Source organism: Bacillus nakamurai, from assembly GCF_001584325.1.
GTDB lineage: Bacteria > Bacillota > Bacilli > Bacillales > Bacillaceae > Bacillus > Bacillus nakamurai.
The window spans coordinates 24,527-40,776 of the sequence record NZ_LSAZ01000006.1 but is presented as its reverse complement, the minus strand read 5'-3'; the positions used below and the strand labels follow the sequence as shown (position 1 = coordinate 40,776).

The 16,250-nt window shown below is 46.0% G+C and carries 14 protein-coding genes; 7 read left to right on the top strand and 7 right to left on the bottom strand.

Annotated features, from left to right (window positions below; translation table 11 throughout):
• Positions 1-283: 283 nt before the first annotated feature.
• From AXI59_RS03625 to AXI59_RS03615, 3 genes are all read left to right on the top strand, one after another.
• Complete coding sequence (locus AXI59_RS03625) at positions 284-1,039, top strand: DeoR/GlpR family DNA-binding transcription regulator (RefSeq protein WP_061523359.1); 756 nt, start codon at positions 284-286, stop codon at positions 1,037-1,039.
• An 80-nt stretch (positions 1,040-1,119) separates the two neighbouring features.
• A complete protein-coding gene (locus AXI59_RS03620; RefSeq protein ID WP_061527424.1) occupies positions 1,120-2,052 on the top strand; it encodes an aldo/keto reductase in 933 nt (310 codons plus the stop codon).
• Positions 2,053-2,176: 124 nt separating this feature from the next.
• Positions 2,177-3,565 carry a sugar porter family MFS transporter gene (locus AXI59_RS03615; protein WP_061527423.1) on the top strand — a complete coding sequence of 463 codons (1,389 nt, stop codon included), beginning with the start codon at positions 2,177-2,179 and terminating at the stop codon, positions 3,563-3,565.
• Between the two features lie 44 nt (positions 3,566-3,609).
• On the opposite strand, the gene htpG is transcribed toward AXI59_RS03615, so the two are convergent.
• A complete protein-coding gene (gene htpG, locus AXI59_RS03610) occupies positions 3,610-5,484 on the bottom strand; it encodes a molecular chaperone HtpG (protein WP_061527422.1) in 1,875 nt (624 codons plus the stop codon).
• 255 nt (positions 5,485-5,739) lie between these two features.
• Here htpG and AXI59_RS03605 point away from each other — a divergent pair, with 255 nt between their 5' ends.
• Positions 5,740-6,561 carry an SDR family oxidoreductase gene (locus AXI59_RS03605; protein ID WP_061527421.1) on the top strand — a complete coding sequence of 274 codons (822 nt, stop codon included), beginning with the start codon at positions 5,740-5,742 and terminating at the stop codon, positions 6,559-6,561.
• A gap of 64 nt (positions 6,562-6,625) precedes the next feature.
• On the opposite strand, the gene AXI59_RS03600 is transcribed toward AXI59_RS03605, so the two are convergent.
• The 4 genes from AXI59_RS03600 to AXI59_RS03585 form a co-directional block, all read right to left on the bottom strand.
• The gene (locus AXI59_RS03600; RefSeq protein ID WP_061523364.1) at positions 6,626-7,225 is read right to left on the bottom strand and encodes a response regulator transcription factor; all 600 of its coding nucleotides are present in this window, start codon (positions 7,223-7,225) and stop codon (positions 6,626-6,628) included.
• On the bottom strand, positions 7,222-8,358 hold the full coding sequence (locus tag AXI59_RS03595; RefSeq protein WP_061523365.1) for a sensor histidine kinase: 1,137 nt from the start codon (positions 8,356-8,358) through the stop codon (positions 7,222-7,224). Before AXI59_RS03595 ends, AXI59_RS03600 begins: the two co-directional genes overlap by 4 nt.
• Before the next feature lie 118 nt (positions 8,359-8,476).
• Positions 8,477-9,526, bottom strand: coding sequence for a Delta(5) desaturase DesA (desA, locus tag AXI59_RS03590; RefSeq protein ID WP_061527478.1), 1,050 nt, complete (start codon positions 9,524-9,526; stop codon positions 8,477-8,479).
• 386 nt (positions 9,527-9,912) lie between these two features.
• Positions 9,913-11,070 (bottom strand): TetR/AcrR family transcriptional regulator, encoded by a 1,158-nt coding sequence (locus AXI59_RS03585; RefSeq protein WP_061527420.1) that lies wholly within the window; start codon positions 11,068-11,070, stop codon positions 9,913-9,915.
• A gap of 142 nt (positions 11,071-11,212) precedes the next feature.
• Here AXI59_RS03585 and AXI59_RS03580 point away from each other — a divergent pair, with 142 nt between their 5' ends.
• Complete coding sequence (locus tag AXI59_RS03580; RefSeq protein ID WP_061527419.1) at positions 11,213-12,550, top strand: aldehyde dehydrogenase family protein; 1,338 nt, start codon at positions 11,213-11,215, stop codon at positions 12,548-12,550.
• Positions 12,551-12,586: 36 nt separating this feature from the next.
• Here the strand turns inward: AXI59_RS03580 and AXI59_RS03575 are convergent, their stop codons facing one another.
• Positions 12,587-13,807 (bottom strand): outer membrane protein assembly factor BamB family protein, encoded by a 1,221-nt coding sequence (locus AXI59_RS03575; protein WP_156476221.1) that lies wholly within the window; start codon positions 13,805-13,807, stop codon positions 12,587-12,589.
• Positions 13,808-13,937: 130 nt separating this feature from the next.
• Positions 13,938-14,354: a DUF5391 family protein gene (locus AXI59_RS03570; protein ID WP_061527417.1), complete on the bottom strand. Its 417-nt coding sequence runs from the start codon at positions 14,352-14,354 to the stop codon at positions 13,938-13,940.
• A gap of 291 nt (positions 14,355-14,645) precedes the next feature.
• Between AXI59_RS03570 and AXI59_RS03565 the strand changes: the two genes are divergently transcribed.
• Both AXI59_RS03565 and AXI59_RS03560 read left to right on the top strand, forming a co-directional pair.
• Entirely contained in the window at positions 14,646-14,957 is a 312-nt protein-coding gene (locus tag AXI59_RS03565) for an ArsR/SmtB family transcription factor (protein WP_061527416.1), read from the top strand.
• A gap of 71 nt (positions 14,958-15,028) precedes the next feature.
• Positions 15,029-16,195, top strand: coding sequence for an MFS transporter (locus tag AXI59_RS03560; RefSeq protein ID WP_061527415.1), 1,167 nt, complete (start codon positions 15,029-15,031; stop codon positions 16,193-16,195).
• Positions 16,196-16,250 lie beyond the last annotated feature (55 nt).

Sequence of the window (16,250 nt, the reverse complement as noted above, 5' to 3'; positions counted from 1 at the left end):
CAGCGAGCGGTTACATCTTCCGCTTGTGATTTTACAGGTTACTTTTTGGTCATTTCTTGGTTACATTGTAAGCCCATTGTACCTTCAAGTCAATCTAAAAACTCAAAATTTTTTCATTATTTTTATAATACTTTTTTAGACTGAAAAAATAAGGTATTGTATAGCAGTGCCGAACCATACAAAACGATCCTTTAATTTTATCATTTGTTAAGTAACTATTGATTAACTCTTGGTGTTTATTATATATTTTAATTACTTTAAGAATTTTAGAAGGAGTTTTTTTATGAAACTGATGCGGATACAGGAGATGGAAGAATACATCTTAAAAAACGGAGCTACTTCGTTAGATGAATTATGCGAGGTATTCAACGTCTCTAAAAACACGGTCAGACGCGATATTAACAAGCTTGCGGAAAAAGGGGTCATAAAAAAAGTATACGGCGGCGTCACATCGGCTGAAAAATCGGTGCTTGTCCCTTATGAAAACCGCACCATTCAAAACCAAGACGAGAAAATTAAAATTGCCCATTATGCTTCCCGGTTTATTGAAGATCACGATCTTGTTTTTATTGATTCCGGCACGACGACCAAATCCATTTTGGAGACGCTGGACCCCAATAAAAATGTGACCGTGCTGACAAACAGCCTGGATATCATTAATTCCGCTTCATCCCTGAAAAATATCAATCTGATCATCATCGGCAATAACTACAAACGGAAGACACGGTCCTTTGTCGGCATTGATGATCCAAACACGCTCAATAAATACAATATTAACAAGGCGTTTATGTCCGCAACCGGAACAACGATCACCCACGGGCTGACGAATTCCGATTTATTGGAATACGAGGTCAAAAAGAAAATTTCCGAAAAGGCGAAGGAAGTGTATTTGCTTGCGGACCATTCCAAATTCGGCAAATCAACGCTTTTAACCTATGCCCCATTCGAGAGGCTGCACAGCATCGTCACGTCGCAGCCGCTTGATGAGGAATATACGAAGTATTGCAAAGAGCACCAAATCGACATTCACTTGGCATAGCGTTATAGTGAATAGAGAATGCTGCCGTTTTTTTCCGGCAGCCTCTATAGATACCCATTTTCCTACCAGGAGGCGAAATCATGAGTAAAGCAACAATCGGCAAATCAGACTTAAACGTATTTCCAATCGGTCTGGGAACAAATGCGGTAGGAGGGCACAACCTCTATCCGAATTTGAATGAAGAGACGGGAAAAGAATTAGTCCGGGAAGCCATTAAAAGCGGCGTTACTTTATTAGATACCGCCTATATTTACGGCGTGGGCCGTTCTGAAGAATTAATCGGCGAAGTCCTGAAAGAATTTAACCGCGAGGATGTCATCATCGCGACAAAAGCGGCGCACAGAAAAGAAGGCGATAACTTTGTCTTTGATAACTCACCGGCCTTTTTGAAACAATCGGCGGAAGACAGCCTGAAACGCCTGCAAACTGACTACATTGATTTATTTTACATCCATTTCCCGGATGACCATACACCTAAAGATGAAGCCGTTCACGCTTTGCATGAATTGAAAAAAGAAGGTAAAATCCGCGCGATCGGCGTCTCCAATTTCTCTCTGGAGCAGCTGAAAGAAGCGAACAAAGACGGCTGCGTCGATGTGATTCAGGGTGAATACAATCTGTTGAACCGTGAGGCGGAAAAGACGTTCTTCCCTTATACAACAGAAAATAATATCTCATTTATCCCTTACTTCCCGCTCGTATCCGGTCTGTTAGCCGGCAAATACGACGAGAACACAACCTTCCCAAAAGGCGATCTGCGTAATGAGCAGGAGCATTTCCAAGGGGAGCAGTTTAAAGAAAACATTCAAAAAGTCAATCAGCTCAAACAGATTGCCGAAAAGCACAACGCCGACACAGCACACATCGTTCTCGCGTGGTATTTGGCAAGGCCTGAAATCGACATCTTAATTCCGGGCGCCAAACGCGCGGACCAATTAAAAGATAATATCAAAGCAGCGTCCATCACACTTTCTGAAGAAGACATCGCGTTTATCGACAAGCTGTTTTCGTAAGAAAAAGAAACACGCCTCCCATCAGGAAGGCGTGTTTTTTTATGTTTATTTTTTTTTTCATAAGGGAATGAAATAGTTATCTTACTACACATTTATGCGTTCCAGAAAATGAGGAGGATCATCTGTGAAGAAAAACACAAAAAAATACATGATTTACTTTTTTGGAGCATTAGGAGGTTTGCTTTACGGTTATGACACCGGTGTTATCTCCGGAGCCTTGCTTTTTATTAACAATGATATTCCTTTAACCACTTTAACAGAGGGAATGGTCGTCAGCATGCTGCTTCTCGGTGCGATTTTCGGCTCCGCACTAAGCGGAACATGCTCGGATCGATGGGGCCGGAGAAAGGTTGTATTCGTCCTTTCACTTATCTTTATTTTCGGAGCACTTGCTTGCGCAGCTTCACAAACCGTCACCATGCTGATCATATCCAGGGTCATTCTCGGTTTGGCAGTCGGCGGTTCAACGGCGCTTGTCCCCGTTTACCTTTCTGAAATGGCGCCGACGAAAGTACGCGGAACGCTTGGTACACTGAATAACTTAATGATTGTAACCGGTATTTTACTTGCATATATCGTGAATTATATTTTCACACCATTTGAGGCGTGGCGCTGGATGGTCGGACTGGCAGCAGTGCCGGCAGCGCTTTTATTAATCGGGATTGCGTTCATGCCGGAATCTCCGAGATGGCTGGTCAAACGCGGCCGTGAAGAAGAAGCTAAAAAAGTCATGGAAACGACGCATGATAAAGAGGATATTGAAATCGAACTGGCAGAAATGAAACAAGGGGAAGCTGAGAAAAAAGAATCGACGCTCGGTTTGCTGAAAGCAAAATGGATTCGTCCTATGCTTTTAATTGGGATCGGACTGGCTGTCTTCCAGCAGGCTGTCGGCATTAACACGGTGATCTACTATGCGCCGACGATCTTTACGAAGGCCGGCCTCGGCACATCAGCGTCAGTGCTCGGTACGATGGGCATCGGTGTCCTTAACGTCATCATGTGTATTACTGCCATGATCTTAATCGACCGTGTCGGCCGAAAAAAACTTCTTATGTGGGGAAGCGTCGGCATTACCTTAAGCCTGGCGTCGCTATCGGCTATTCTCCTGTTGTTGGGCCTTTCTTCATCAACGGCTTGGCTGACGGTATTATTTCTCGGAATCTATATCGTGTTTTATCAAGCGACATGGGGCCCTGTCGTATGGGTTCTGATGCCTGAGCTGTTTCCGTCTAAAGCACGCGGAGCCGCAACTGGATTCACGACATTGATTCTGTCGGCAACCAACCTGATCGTATCATTAGTATTTCCGCTTATGCTCAGCGTGATGGGCATCGGCTGGGTCTTCGGCATTTTTTCAGTTATCTGCCTCACTTCCTTCTTCTTCGCCGCCTACATCGTCCCTGAGACGAAAGGCAGAAGCTTAGAAGAAATTGAGTCCCATTTGAAAAAGCGGTTTACATTAAAGAAGGACAGCAAACAAAACCACATTCTTAAACAGCGCACGCTGTAATAGAAAAAGGAATCGTCTCCTGATTGAGACGATTCCTTTTTGCGTCATACCATGACTTTGCAGATGTCATTCGTAAATTCTACCGGATCATGAATCGGCAGCCCTTCGATCAGCAGCGCTTGATTGTACAGAAGGTTGGTATATAATGCGAGTTTTTCTTTATCTTGTTCATGAGCGCTTTTCAGCGTTTCGAATACTTCGTGATTCGGGTTGATTTCCAGCACTTTTTCCGCTTTGACCTGCTGGCTGTCAGGCATGGCGTTTAATACTTTTTCCATTTCAATAGTCACTTCGCCGTCTGTGGCTAAGCAGACCGGATGGGATTTCAGCCGTTTGGACGCTCTGACGTTTTTGACCTTATCCGCAAGAATCTCCTTCATGTTTTCAAACAGATCCTTATGTTCGTTTTCTTCGGCCTCTGTCTGCTTTTCATCCGCGTCGATGCCCAAGTCTGCGCTTGAAACGGATTTGAATTCTTTTTCCTCGTAGCTTGTCAGCATTTTGATCGCGAATTCATCAATATCCTCAGTGAAATATAAAATTTCATAGCCTTTGTCAGCCACCATTTCCGTTTGCGGCAGCTTTTCAATTCGCTCGTATGAGTCGCCGGACGCGTAATAAATGTATTTTTGATCCTCAGGCATTCTGGACACATATTCATCCAGTGTAACGAGTTTTTTCTCTGTAGAGGAATAGAATAACAGCAAATCTTTCAATACGTCTTTATTCGCGCCGAAGTCATTGTAGACGCCAAACTTCAGCTGTCTGCCGAAGGATTCATAGAAAGATTCATATTTTTCTCTGTTGTTTTTCAGCAGGCTTTTCAGCTCGCCCTTAATTTTTTTATTAATGTTTTTCGCAATCAGCTTCAGCTGGCGGTCGTGCTGCAGCATTTCTCTGGAAATGTTTAAAGACAGATCCTCAGAATCAACCATTCCCTTTACAAAGCTGAAATGGTCAGGAAGCAGGTCGGCGCATTTGTTCATAATCAGCACGCCGTTGGAATACAGCTCCAGCCCCTTTTCAAATTCCTTCGAATAGTAGTCAAACGGCATGTTTTCCGGAATAAATAAAATAGATTGATAGCGCACCGCTCCGTCTGCGCTGATATGGACATGGGTAAGCGGCTTGTCAAACCCGTAATGTTTCTCAGCGTAAAATGCTTCGTAATCTTCATCCGTCAGCTCGCTTTTATTTTTTCTCCAGATCGGCACCATGCTGTTCACCGTCTGCTCTTCCAGCACCTCTTCAAACTCGTTGTCGCTGTCTTCTTTCGGTTTGTTGACCATTTCTTCCATTTTGATCGGATAGCGGATAAAGTCCGAGTACTTCTTGATGATCGATTTAATGCGGTAATGATCTAAAAACTCATCATAGCTTTCATCTTCTGTGTTTTCTTTGATTTTCAAGGTGATTTCCGTACCGACGGTTTCCTTTTCACAAGGCTCGATCGTGTAGCCGGCCGCGCCTTCAGACTCCCACAGATGCGCCTCGTCACTGCCGAGCGCCTTACTTTTCACCGTGACCTTATCAGCCACCATAAACGCCGCATAGAACCCGACGCCGAACTGGCCAATAATATCATGTCCGTCTTTGATGTCATTTTCTTTTTTGAAAGCGAGGGAGCCGCTTTTCGCAATCGTTCCGAGATGCTGCTCAAGCTCCTCCTTCGTCATTCCGATTCCGGTGTCGGCGACTGTTAACGTTCTTGCATCCTTATCGGCCGTCACTTTTATGTAGTAATTGTCTTGATCAAAGGTTAACGAATCATCCGTTAAGGCTTTGTAGTAGATTTTGTCGATGGCATCGCTCGCGTTGGAAATTAACTCACGGAGAAAAATTTCCTTCTGCGTGTAAATGGAGTTAATCATCATGTCTAGCAAGCGTTTGGACTCTGCTTTGAACTTTTTCTTTCGCACTTGAGATCTCTCCTTTGATTTATGCTTTTATCTTATGTAATTTCTTTTCAGCATCTATTTATCATATTCGATGACATCTGTCAATCACTTAGAATTTGATACATAGATGCATCCTTTCATATAAATAATTTAACATAAAAAACAATAATTGGTTCATATTTTTATCAGCCCTTTCCCGCGGCGGTTTGGATAGTCCGAATTATGTTTACTCCTTCACATAAGGGGAAAGTTTCCAATAAAAAAGGAGAGTGCGGCATGGGAAGATTAACAAACAAAACCGCTATTATCACAGGAGCCGCGACTGGCATTGGGCAAGCAGCGGCAGAGGTTTTTGCCAATAAAGGCGCGCGTGTGATCTGCGGCGACATCAATGAGGGCGACATGAAGGAAACCGTCAATGCGATCAGAAAAAACGGCGGAGAAGCAGAAGCCTTTCACCTTGATGTCTCAGACGAAGAAAATGTGAAGTCATTTGCAGACAAAATCAAAAATAAGTACGGAACGATTGATATTCTCTTTAACAACGCCGGAGTCGATCAGGAGGGCGGAAAAGTCCACGAATACCCGGTCGAACTGTTTGACCGGATCATCGCCGTTGACCTGCGCGGCACGTTTCTTTGCAGCAAGTATCTGATTCCGCTCATGCTCGAAAAAGGAGGCTCAATCATCAACACCTCCTCCATGTCCGGCCGGGCCGCTGATCTTGACCGCTCCGGCTATAACGCCGCAAAAGGCGGCATTACGAACCTGACAAAAGCGATGGCCATTGATTATGCCAGAAGCGGAATCCGCGTCAATTCCATATCGCCGGGCACGATTGAAACACCGCTGATTGACAAATTGGCAGGCACAAAAGAAGAAGAAATGGGAGTCAAGTTCCGCGAGGCCAACAAATGGATCACACCGCTCGGCCGGCTCGGAAAACCGGAAGAAATGGCGGCAGTCGCACTCTTCCTCGCCTCAGACGACAGCTCTTACGTCACGGGTGAAGACATCACCGCAGACGGCGGCATTATGGCTTACACATGGCCCGGAAAGATGCTGATTGATGAGAAATGGAAGAAAGAGACGGAGTGACGGCGAGTAAAAGAAAACAGCCAGTATGCAAAAAAACACACTGGCTGAACAAGCTGAGGGCGGGTTACTTAAACCAGCCCTTTTCCTTTGATCGGGTAATTGCTTCAATTCGATTTTTTACTTCTAATTTATCTAGGATCATCGAAACGTAATTGCGGACTGTTCCGCTTTTGATGCTAAGGGCGCTTGCGATTTCTTTTGTATTTTTTCCGTCTGCGACAAGCTCCAGCACCGCTTTTTCGCGTTCAGTCAGCGGGTTTTCTTCACTATAGATATCCTCCATTAATTCAGGTGCGTAGACGCGTCTTCCTTTCATGACGCTGCGGATGGCGCTGACGAGCTCCTCGCTTGGGCTGTCCTTGAGCATGTAGCCGCTGACGCCTGCTTTCAGCGCCCGCTGAAAATAGCCGGAGCGGGCGAAGGTCGTTAAAATGATGATTTTCACATCGCTGTCCTTGAGCTTTTCTGCTGCTTCAAGACCTGATTTTCCGGGCATTTCGATATCCATCAGACAGATGTCAGGAGCGTGTTTTTCCACGAAATCGATGGCATCCTGGCCGCTTGTGCCTTTGCCGACGACCGTCATATCCTCTTCTAAATTCAACAGCGAACCAAGTGCGCCGAGTAGCATTTGCTGATCCTCGGCAATGAAGATGTTGATCATCTGCTACCATCCTTTTCTTTTGATTTTGAATCATTTGGGATGCTCATGGTCAGCTTTGTTCCAGTAGATGTATCGATGGCTAAACTGCCATTTGCGAATTCAAGCCGTTCTCTCATACCAAGCAGGCCGTTTCCCTTTGAAAAAAAGTGGGCTTCGCCGCCTTGGAAGCTGCCGTCATCTTCAACCGTAATGACAACCTCTTTCCAGAGCTGCTGAATGGTGATGCGGCATACTTTGGCGCCGCTGTGTTTCACGACATTGGTGACAGCTTCTTTAATGCACATGCTGACGATGTTTTCGTTTAGCAGGGAGATATTTTTTGGCGCTTCTTTTTCTTCGTACACAAAGTCAATTCCTGCTGCTTCAAGAATTTGCCGAACATTGCCGAGCTCATCCTTCAATCGGATGCCTTTCATCGACGAGACAATTTGTCTGACCTCATTTAAGGAGGTGCGGGCCGTCTGTTGAACGCTTTTCAGCTCAGTGCGTGCCTGTTCAGGGTCCTTGTAAATCAGCTTCCGGGCAAGATCGCTTTTTAGTCCGATTAAGGAGAGCTTTTGCCCAAGCGTATCGTGAAGATCGCGGGCGATGCGCTGCCTTTCTTCCAGCTTCACAAGATCCGCAATTCGTTCATTTGCATATTCTAATTTCTCCTCAAGGCGCTCTCGTTCCTTCCTGCTACGAATGCTGAGCGGAAGCAAGATGGCACTGATCAGTGTAATGACGATAAACGGGATTTGTGTCAAAAACCACCCTTTTTTCAGAACAAGGCTGAAGTTGACGGCAATCGCCGCACTGGTGATATGAATGTAATATAAGATATAAAAAGGAACTTTCTCTCGGATATGGCCGATGAAATAGGCGATAAAGAAGGCGAAATAAATATAGCTGAACAGCATGACCGAGCCGGTCGAAATGCCGATCAGAAGAAGAGCCCATAAGTAAAGCGGCCAGCCTTTTGCGACAAATGCAAAGCGATATGCGGCAAAGAAAACAAGCGTGAAAATGACGCCGGCAGCCATCACAAAGGTTGAAGAGCTTTTAAAAATAAAATAAAAGGGCAGGATGAAAAAAATCGTCCATATATAAGGAGAAATTCCGTTCAGTTTTTGAAATTTAACATACTTCTTCATCCTTGTTCCACCTTCTGCTGCTTGTGTCTACCATCACTTTATCAAAACACCGCCTCCATTGCATCCTCATGTATAAAGAGAAGGCCCTTTCAGATAAGAGAAAGAGCCGTGCGCCATATTAGGCATTTTTCTTTAAAGGTTCTTCCGGCTCCTGCTGAGGCGGCGGTGTTTTTCGCGCCTCCCGGAAGGTGACAAACTGCTTTTGATCCTCATCCCATAAACGGAATTTCATGGATTCAAGACTTGTTTTAAGCGTAATGGTCGGTACATTTTTTAAAGGTTCATGCCCCTCATGAGCCGCTTCCAGCTTGTAATTCGGCACTCTCGGGCTTAAATGGTGGACATGATGGTAGCCGATATTGCCTGTCAGCCATTGCAAAAGCTTCGGCAGCTTGTAAAAGGAGCTTCCTTCTACTGCGGCCTGCACATAGTTCCAATGCTCATCGGCTTCAAAATAAGAGTCTTCAAACGTATGCTGTACATAAAAGAGCCAGACGCCGATTGACCCAGAAATAAGGAAAATCGGTCCCTGTACAAGCAAAAAGTTTTCCCAGCCAACAAGCAGGCACGTTGCAGCAGCCAATAAGACAATCGCTGCGTTCGTGAAATAGGTGTTCCAGCGTTCCTTGCGGCGGGCGCCTTTTACGTTGAAACGGTTTTGAATAAGAAATACGTAAATCGGTCCGAGAATAAACATAATAAACGGATTGCGATAAAGTCTGTAGCGGACTTTTGTCCAAGCTGACGCTTCGTTGTATTCCGTGACAGTCATCATCCAAATATCGCCGGTGCCTCGTTTATCTAAGTTGCTGCTTGTCGCATGATGAATGGAGTGGCTGCGCTGCCATTGAAGGTACGGAAACAGTGTCAGCACACCTGAAATAAACCCGAACAGGTGGTTCAGCTTCTTTTGTTTGAAAAAGGATTGATGGCAGCAGTCGTGGAAAATGATAAAAATTCTTGTCAAAAATCCTGCTGCTATAACAGTAAAGGCGAGGGTCAGAAGATAGGAGACATTGAGGCTGAAATAAGCAAGAAACCAAAGGGCAAAGAACGGCACAAACGTATTGAAAAGCTGAATGACACTATGCTTTGTATCGGCACCGGAAAATGCAGCAACCTGCTTTTTTAAAGATGCTTGTTTTTGAGTTGCGGTGTGATTGATCATGAATGTCATGTCCCTTCTTTTTCATTATGTTTCCAAGTATACCGAGGCGCTCGCCGCGTTTGTAGTAGCAGCCATCACGCCCTGAGTATGACATTTGTCATGTTTGGCATCAGAAAGCTGATCAGGCTTCATATGGAACGGTTTCTTTTTTGTAAGGGAAAAAGACCGAATAGAGACATATGTTCCTTTTCAGTCTGGGGAATTTTGAAGCCTGACAAAAAAAGGCGAGAATGTTGTATACTTCATGTCGGTTTGATGGGCGACACTTCTCAAATTCCCGTTAATCCTTCTAAGTTTGTTACGTGGTATTTATGATTACGCATTATCGAAGAAAATAGCAATAAAAGAACTCCGCCTGTTATGGGCGGAGTTCTTTTTCATCACACTCACAGCAAAATCACCCGATACTTCTTCACATCCAAAAACTGCAAAAACTCCCGCGCCAGCACTTCCGGAGGGTGCTCTTTTCCTTCGTGGAGCCGATATTGTATCAAGCCGACGATCATGGACGCGACGTAATAGGCGTAAAGCTTTTTGCCGGCGTGAATGCGGATCGGCTGTTGCAGGTAAAAGGATTGCAGCGCTCTGAAGATTTCCGGGATGACATCGGGGACGCCGGAATCCTCTTTGAGAAAATGGACGAGCGGCATGCTCTCCGACAGCGCGGAAAAGAGACGGACGAGCGCGGCTTCCGCTTCCGCCATGGAGCAGTCAGCAGGAGAACCGTTTACCGTTAATAAGCCAATCAGCTCCCGGCATGATTGGTGAATGATCTTTTTCAGCAATTCCTCTTTATTGGCGTAATGGTCGTAGAAGGTAGCTCGGCGGAGATTACTTTTGCGGGTAATGCCGGAAATCGTGACCGCCGCATAATCTTTTTTCTCCGCCATTAATTCAAGCATCGCCTCTTGTAAGGCCTGCCTCGTGCGGATGATCCGCCTGTCGGCGGGCAGTTTTTCTTCCTGTTCCGGCACCTGGCGGCCAAACAGCCAATAAAACCGCTTTTGAGAAATCAAATCCCACACCTGTCCGCTGATCGCCTCCGGGGATGCCTCCTGATCCTCGTTCAGCCAATACAGAACGATGGCATACGTGTACAAGGCGCGGTAATGGATGTACATATCCTGTTCAGTCGGCAAGAATTCCGCATTGACCGGCGACAGAAGAACATCCTGCCGGAAAACATCTTTAAAAAACCGGTGAAAGTGAAAATAAGGCATCTTGTTTCTATCCATCATCGTATGGAAAAACACCCGATGCCGATCGACAAATGACAGGGTCGGATGCACCTTTTGCCATGTGCCGTTTAAATTTAAATAATCCTTATGCTTCAGCGAATCATAGAGCGCTTCGCTAAGGCCGTCTTTCATTTCTTCAACAATGTCCTCGAAAATCGCATATTTATCCTCGTAATAAAGGTACAGTGTCCCCCGGCTTACGTTCGCATGCCCGGCGATCTCCTTCATTGTGATCCGGCGGATATCCCGCTCCTGCAATAGCGCCAGCAGCGATTGTTTCATGTCAGCCGTCACAGAATCAGGCATAAGAGACACTCCTTTCATTAGACAGATGCCCTGTTATTGTACGGTAACGTATAGATGCTTTTCCGCTGTCTTTGATACGGAATCACACCATTTTATAATAGGCCCGAGAGAAACAAAAATGCAAACTGAGGGGGAATAACAGATGGATCAGCAAGTAAAAACAGATATTCAGCGCGTCTTTCAGCTGCAGAAGAAAAACCAGAAAGCATTGCGCGCTTCAACGGCGGAGCAGCGAAAAGAAAAACTCAGCCGCTTATTAGAGGCCGTCACCGCCCATGAAGAGGAAATCATTGAGGCGATCAGACAAGACGTCCGCAAGCCTTATCATGAAGTGAAAAGAGCGGAGACGCAGGGGACGATCAAAGCCATCAAAGATAATATGAATAACCTCGAAGCCTGGATGGCGCCTAAACAAGTCGGCTCATCCCTCAGCCCGGAGGCTGACGGGGTGTTGATGTACGAGCCAAAAGGCATGACTTTGATTCTCGGCCCTTGGAATTACCCGTTTATGCTGACGATGGCTCTGCTTGCAGCTGCGATTGCGGCAGGCAACAGCGCGATTGTGAAGCTGTCTGATTTTACGATGAAGACAAGCCATATCGCCGCGAAAGTGATTCGCGAGGCATTTCGTGAAGAAGAGGTCGCCATTTTTGAAGGTGAAGTCGACGTCGCGACAGAGCTGCTCGGCCAGCCGTTCGACCATATTTTCTTCACCGGAAGCACAAACGTCGGAAAAATCGTCATGACGGCTGCGGCGAAGCATTTGGCATCCGTCACGCTTGAGCTTGGCGGGAAAAGTCCGACGATTATCGACAGCGGCTGCGATCTGATGGACGCGGCGAAAAAAATCGCCGTCGGTAAATTTGTCAATGCGGGACAGACATGTATCGCCCCTGATTATGTTTTCATTAAAAAAGATGTACAGGATGCATTTACAGATATGCTGCAGACCATTGTCAACGCCGGCTTTATGGAGGACGACCATACGGTTGACCGCGATAATTTTACGCAGATTGTCAACGACCGCAACTTTAACCGTGTCAAAGCCCTGTTTGACGACGCAATTGAAAAAGGAGCGGAAGTGGCATTCGGCGGCGTCTTTGATGCACATGACCGCACCATATCGCCGACCGTGCTGAAAAACGTGACGCCTGACATGAAGATCATGCAGGAAGAAATCTTCGCACCGATTCTGCCGCTCACGAATTACGAAGATATCGGCGAGGCGGTTGAATACATCACAGACCGTGACAAACCGCTTGCATTATATGTATTCAGCCATAATCAAAAGCTTATCGATTATGTGCTGCAAAACACCACCTCAGGCAATGCCGCCGTGAATGATGTCGTCGTTCATTTCACTGACGTGAACCTCCCGTTCGGAGGCGTCAATACGAGCGGAATCGGTTCATATCACGGCGTGTACGGCTTTAAAGAATTTTCTCATGAAAAAGGCGTTTTTATTCAAGCGTCTAAATAGAAAAAGAATCCGCGCAGGTGACGCAGATTCTTTTTGTTATTTCGCTGAACCGAAAGCGAGCAGTTTATTATAAGTTCCGATGTACAGCGTGCCGTCTTCAGCGAGAACCGGTGAAGAAATGACATTGCTGTCGGTTTGATAACGCCATTTCTCATTACCGTCCGCGTCAACCGCATACACATGTTTATCGTCAGAACCGAAATACACATTGCCTGCTGCGTCAATCAGCGGCGCCGTTCTCACAGGACCGTCAGTATAGAAGGACCAGTTCATATTTCCGGTTTTGCTGATCGAAAACAGCTCCCCGCTTCCCGAACCGATATAAATATTGCCGTTATGATCAATCGCTAATGAAGAGCTGGAGAAACCGTTTAACGGGAACGTCCATTTTACAGCACCCGTTGAAGTATAGGCGTATAGGTTGCCGTCTTGGTTTCCTGCATAAACCGTGCCGTCTTTATCAATGACCGGATATCCTTTGAACGCATTGGAAGTCGTTTTTGACCATTTGACTTGTCCGGTTCCTGAATTTAAAGCATAAAATACATTATTATACGTTCCGGCATAGAGCGTGCCGTTTGACGCCAGAACCGGCGTGGAGCTGATGACCCCGTTTGTTTTATATTTCCACTTTTGCGTCCATGTTGAAGCAGATGTCGGTTTGATGGCATAGATGTAGTCATCAAGCGTCGACACGTAAAGAGTGCCGTCAGACCCGATCGCCGTTTCAGAGCTTGGCGCTCCGCTCAATGGAACGGATGTTAAAATATTTCCGGTTTCTTTTTCGATGAAATACACTTTTTTATCATGAGAAGCCAGATAGATGACACCGTTCGTTCCGAGCACCGGAGACTGGCTATAGATTGTCCCGAGATTTTCAGTCACCCATTTCACGGAACCGTCCGGGTTAAACGCTGTCAGCTTTCCATCCTTTGAGTGAATGAAAATGGTGCCCTCCCCGTCAACAACCGCGCCTGCGCCGTTTTGAGGAATGGCCGGTACATCCTTCTCCCATTTTAAAGTGCCGTCGGCAGTACTTGTAAATCTGCTCTCCCTTGACCAGTTGAACATCGCAGGAGACATAGCCTGTGCGTCATATCGCCCCGTCAAGAAACCGGATGCCGCATTATTTTGCTTAAAAACCGTTTCCGCAGCATGAGCCGCTGATGGCTGCAGCCATTTCCCCGCCGGCAGATCAGAAACTGCTCCCACAGATAAAGCCGCTGCAACCGCAGCGCCGGCAGCCAAAGTTTTCATACGTAATGAAGCTGTCTTTTTTTTCAATGTCAGTCTCCCCCGTTTCTAATAAAATCTGCTATATCACTATTATCATACCATGACAAACCTATAAAATATTTGTATTTTTGGAAGATTTATAGAACGAATGTCATATCGCCTGCTGACGCTTTGGAGCTGAACGGAACGCAACAACGAACCACAGCACATTGACCATAAAAGCCGCGCCTGACCAAGCCAAAACGCCGGAAAAGGAAGACAGCTCCTGTCCTTCATTCACAGCCAGCGTCACCAAAATGATAGCAAGCCAAATGATAAGCCCGATTCCGCAAAAAACAGCCATAATGATCTTCATCACATTTACACCGAGAACATACATAACCAGCGGAACCAAATAGATGAAAAGCATCTTGCCGACAGCCGCCCACATGCCCGCAGAGTTAGAATGATTCGCGTTCGGCCCCGTTTCTGCAAACGGAGAAAGCGAGCCGATGACCGGCAATAAACAAAACATCACAGCAGAAAGCAGCGTTACGGCGACCGTACCGTTTTTCTTTTTGTTCTCCATGAAAACACCCTCCTGACAAAATCCCCGCATATGATTTTCCGAAAATATAATAATATGTTATATTTTAACACGGATATCCGCATGAAAGGAGCCGCTATGAGATCTCTCTTATCCAAACACGTTTTGCATCAGATGTGGCAGGCCGGTATTTTCGATTAAGCCGTTTAGCTTTCATCCTGCAGAAAACTTCCGTCTATTTCGCTGCTGCTGGCTCTGTGGAGAAATGATTTTTTTATCTGCAAAACCATTCAACACATTTACAAATCCAGAAAAATAGATATAATAAGCTGTATGGAACCGATACTTATTCATAAAGCGTTATCTAACAAAACCCGAAGTGATATTATGATATGGCTAAAACATCCCGAGGAACATTTTGACGAAAGGCCATATCTTGAGCAGGGCCTCAGCTTCCGCACCGGGATTTGCGTCGGCGATATTCAGGCGAAATCAGGGCTTGCGCAGTCCGTGATCTCAAGCTACCTGCTGACGATGCAAAAAGCCGGCCTGCTGGAATCTGAACGAATCGGAAAATGGACCTATTACAGACGAAACGAAAAAAACATCAAAGCCTTTGCAGACTACGTTCAGCACCAACTATAACATTGAAGGAGGGCTTTTTTGTCATAACACATCTATTTTTCTATATATGTAGTTATAAAAGGGGGCATACAATGAAAAAGAGCAGTTCAATCTTCATTATCTTCTTGGCATTAGGGGTTTTCGGCATTATTACTACCGAAATGGGGATCATCGGTGTTCTGCCGCAGGTGGCGGACAGATTTCATATCACCGCTTCAAAGGCAGGATGGCTTGTCAGTGTTTTCGCGTTAGTCGTCGCTGTGTCCGGCCCGTTTTTGACATTGCTTGCTTCCGGCTTAAATCGTAAATATATTCTTTTGCTGGCCGTGCTGATGTTTGCCGTTTCAAATACAGTCTACGCATATACGGCGCATTTCAATGTCATGCTTGCGTTCCGGATTATCCCCGCCTTGTGTCACCCCGTGTTTTTTTCTGTAGCGCTTGCTGCGGCTGCAAGGCTTGTCCCTGCAGAACAATCAGGAAAAGCCGTAACAAAAGTATTTTCGGGCATTACCGTCGGGTTTGCCTTTGGCGTGCCGTTCACGTCTTATCTGGCGGAGCGGCTGTCGCTGGAAGCGGCTTTCTTATTTGGCGCAATGATCAGCATCATTGCTTTCGCAGGCATTCTCCTCTTTCTGCCATCCATGCCGGTGACGGAAAAAATGTCTTTCAGAAGCCAGCTCGGCATCCTGCGTAAAACGTCATTATGGCTCAATATCGGAGCCGTGGTCTGTCTGTTTGCGGCGATGTTTTCTGTCTACAGCTATTTTGCGGAGTACCTCGGACAAGTGACCCGTATGAACGGATCATGGATCAGCCTTATGCTGATGAGCTTCGGGGTGATTATGATTGCCGGCAATTTTGCCTTCGGCGCCATGTTGTACAGACATATGAAAAAGACCGTCATTCTCTTTCCGCTTCTTTATACGGCGGCTTACTTTCTCGTATACGGGCTTGGAACATCTTTCATACCGATGGCTGTCCTCGTCTTCGTATGGGGTGCCGTTCATTCAGGCGGGCTCATTGTCAGCCAGACATGGCTCACTGCGGAAGCAAAGGAGGCCCCAGAATTCGGCAACAGTCTGTTTGTCTCCTTTTCCAACCTCGGCATCACCGTCGGAACAGCGGCGGGCGGCTGGTTTATTTCAAACCTGGGAATTCATCAGCTGATATGGTGCGGTATACTGTTTGCCATGCTGGCTTTCGGATTAATAATGGGGAGAATGGCATTGGGGGACAGAAAACTCGCAGGAAACTGAGATCCATGGAAAAACCGGCACAACACCGTGTTGATTTACTGAGAGTCCGGGCTTT

Excerpts from the sequence above, each read along its gene's own strand:
- AXI59_RS03625 (WP_061523359.1), top strand. The coding sequence starts at position 284 with ATGAAACTGATGCGGATACAGGAGATGGAAGAATACATCTTAAAAAAC.
- AXI59_RS03620 (WP_061527424.1), top strand. The coding sequence starts at position 1,120 with ATGAGTAAAGCAACAATCGGCAAATCAGACTTAAACGTATTTCCAATC.
- AXI59_RS03605 (WP_061527421.1), top strand. The coding sequence starts at position 5,740 with ATGGGAAGATTAACAAACAAAACCGCTATTATCACAGGAGCCGCGACT.
- AXI59_RS03600 (WP_061523364.1), bottom strand. The coding sequence starts at position 7,225 with ATGATCAACATCTTCATTGCCGAGGATCAGCAAATGCTACTCGGCGCA.
- AXI59_RS03595 (WP_061523365.1), bottom strand. The coding sequence starts at position 8,358 with ATGAAGAAGTATGTTAAATTTCAAAAACTGAACGGAATTTCTCCTTAT.
- desA (WP_061527478.1), bottom strand. The coding sequence starts at position 9,526 with ATGATCAATCACACCGCAACTCAAAAACAAGCATCTTTAAAAAAGCAG.
- AXI59_RS03585 (WP_061527420.1), bottom strand. The coding sequence starts at position 11,070 with ATGCCTGATTCTGTGACGGCTGACATGAAACAATCGCTGCTGGCGCTA.
- AXI59_RS03580 (WP_061527419.1), top strand. The coding sequence starts at position 11,213 with ATGGATCAGCAAGTAAAAACAGATATTCAGCGCGTCTTTCAGCTGCAG.
- AXI59_RS03575 (WP_156476221.1), bottom strand. The coding sequence starts at position 13,807 with ATGAAAACTTTGGCTGCCGGCGCTGCGGTTGCAGCGGCTTTATCTGTG.
- AXI59_RS03570 (WP_061527417.1), bottom strand. The coding sequence starts at position 14,354 with ATGGAGAACAAAAAGAAAAACGGTACGGTCGCCGTAACGCTGCTTTCT.
- AXI59_RS03565 (WP_061527416.1), top strand. The coding sequence starts at position 14,646 with ATGGAACCGATACTTATTCATAAAGCGTTATCTAACAAAACCCGAAGT.
- AXI59_RS03560 (WP_061527415.1), top strand. The coding sequence starts at position 15,029 with ATGAAAAAGAGCAGTTCAATCTTCATTATCTTCTTGGCATTAGGGGTT.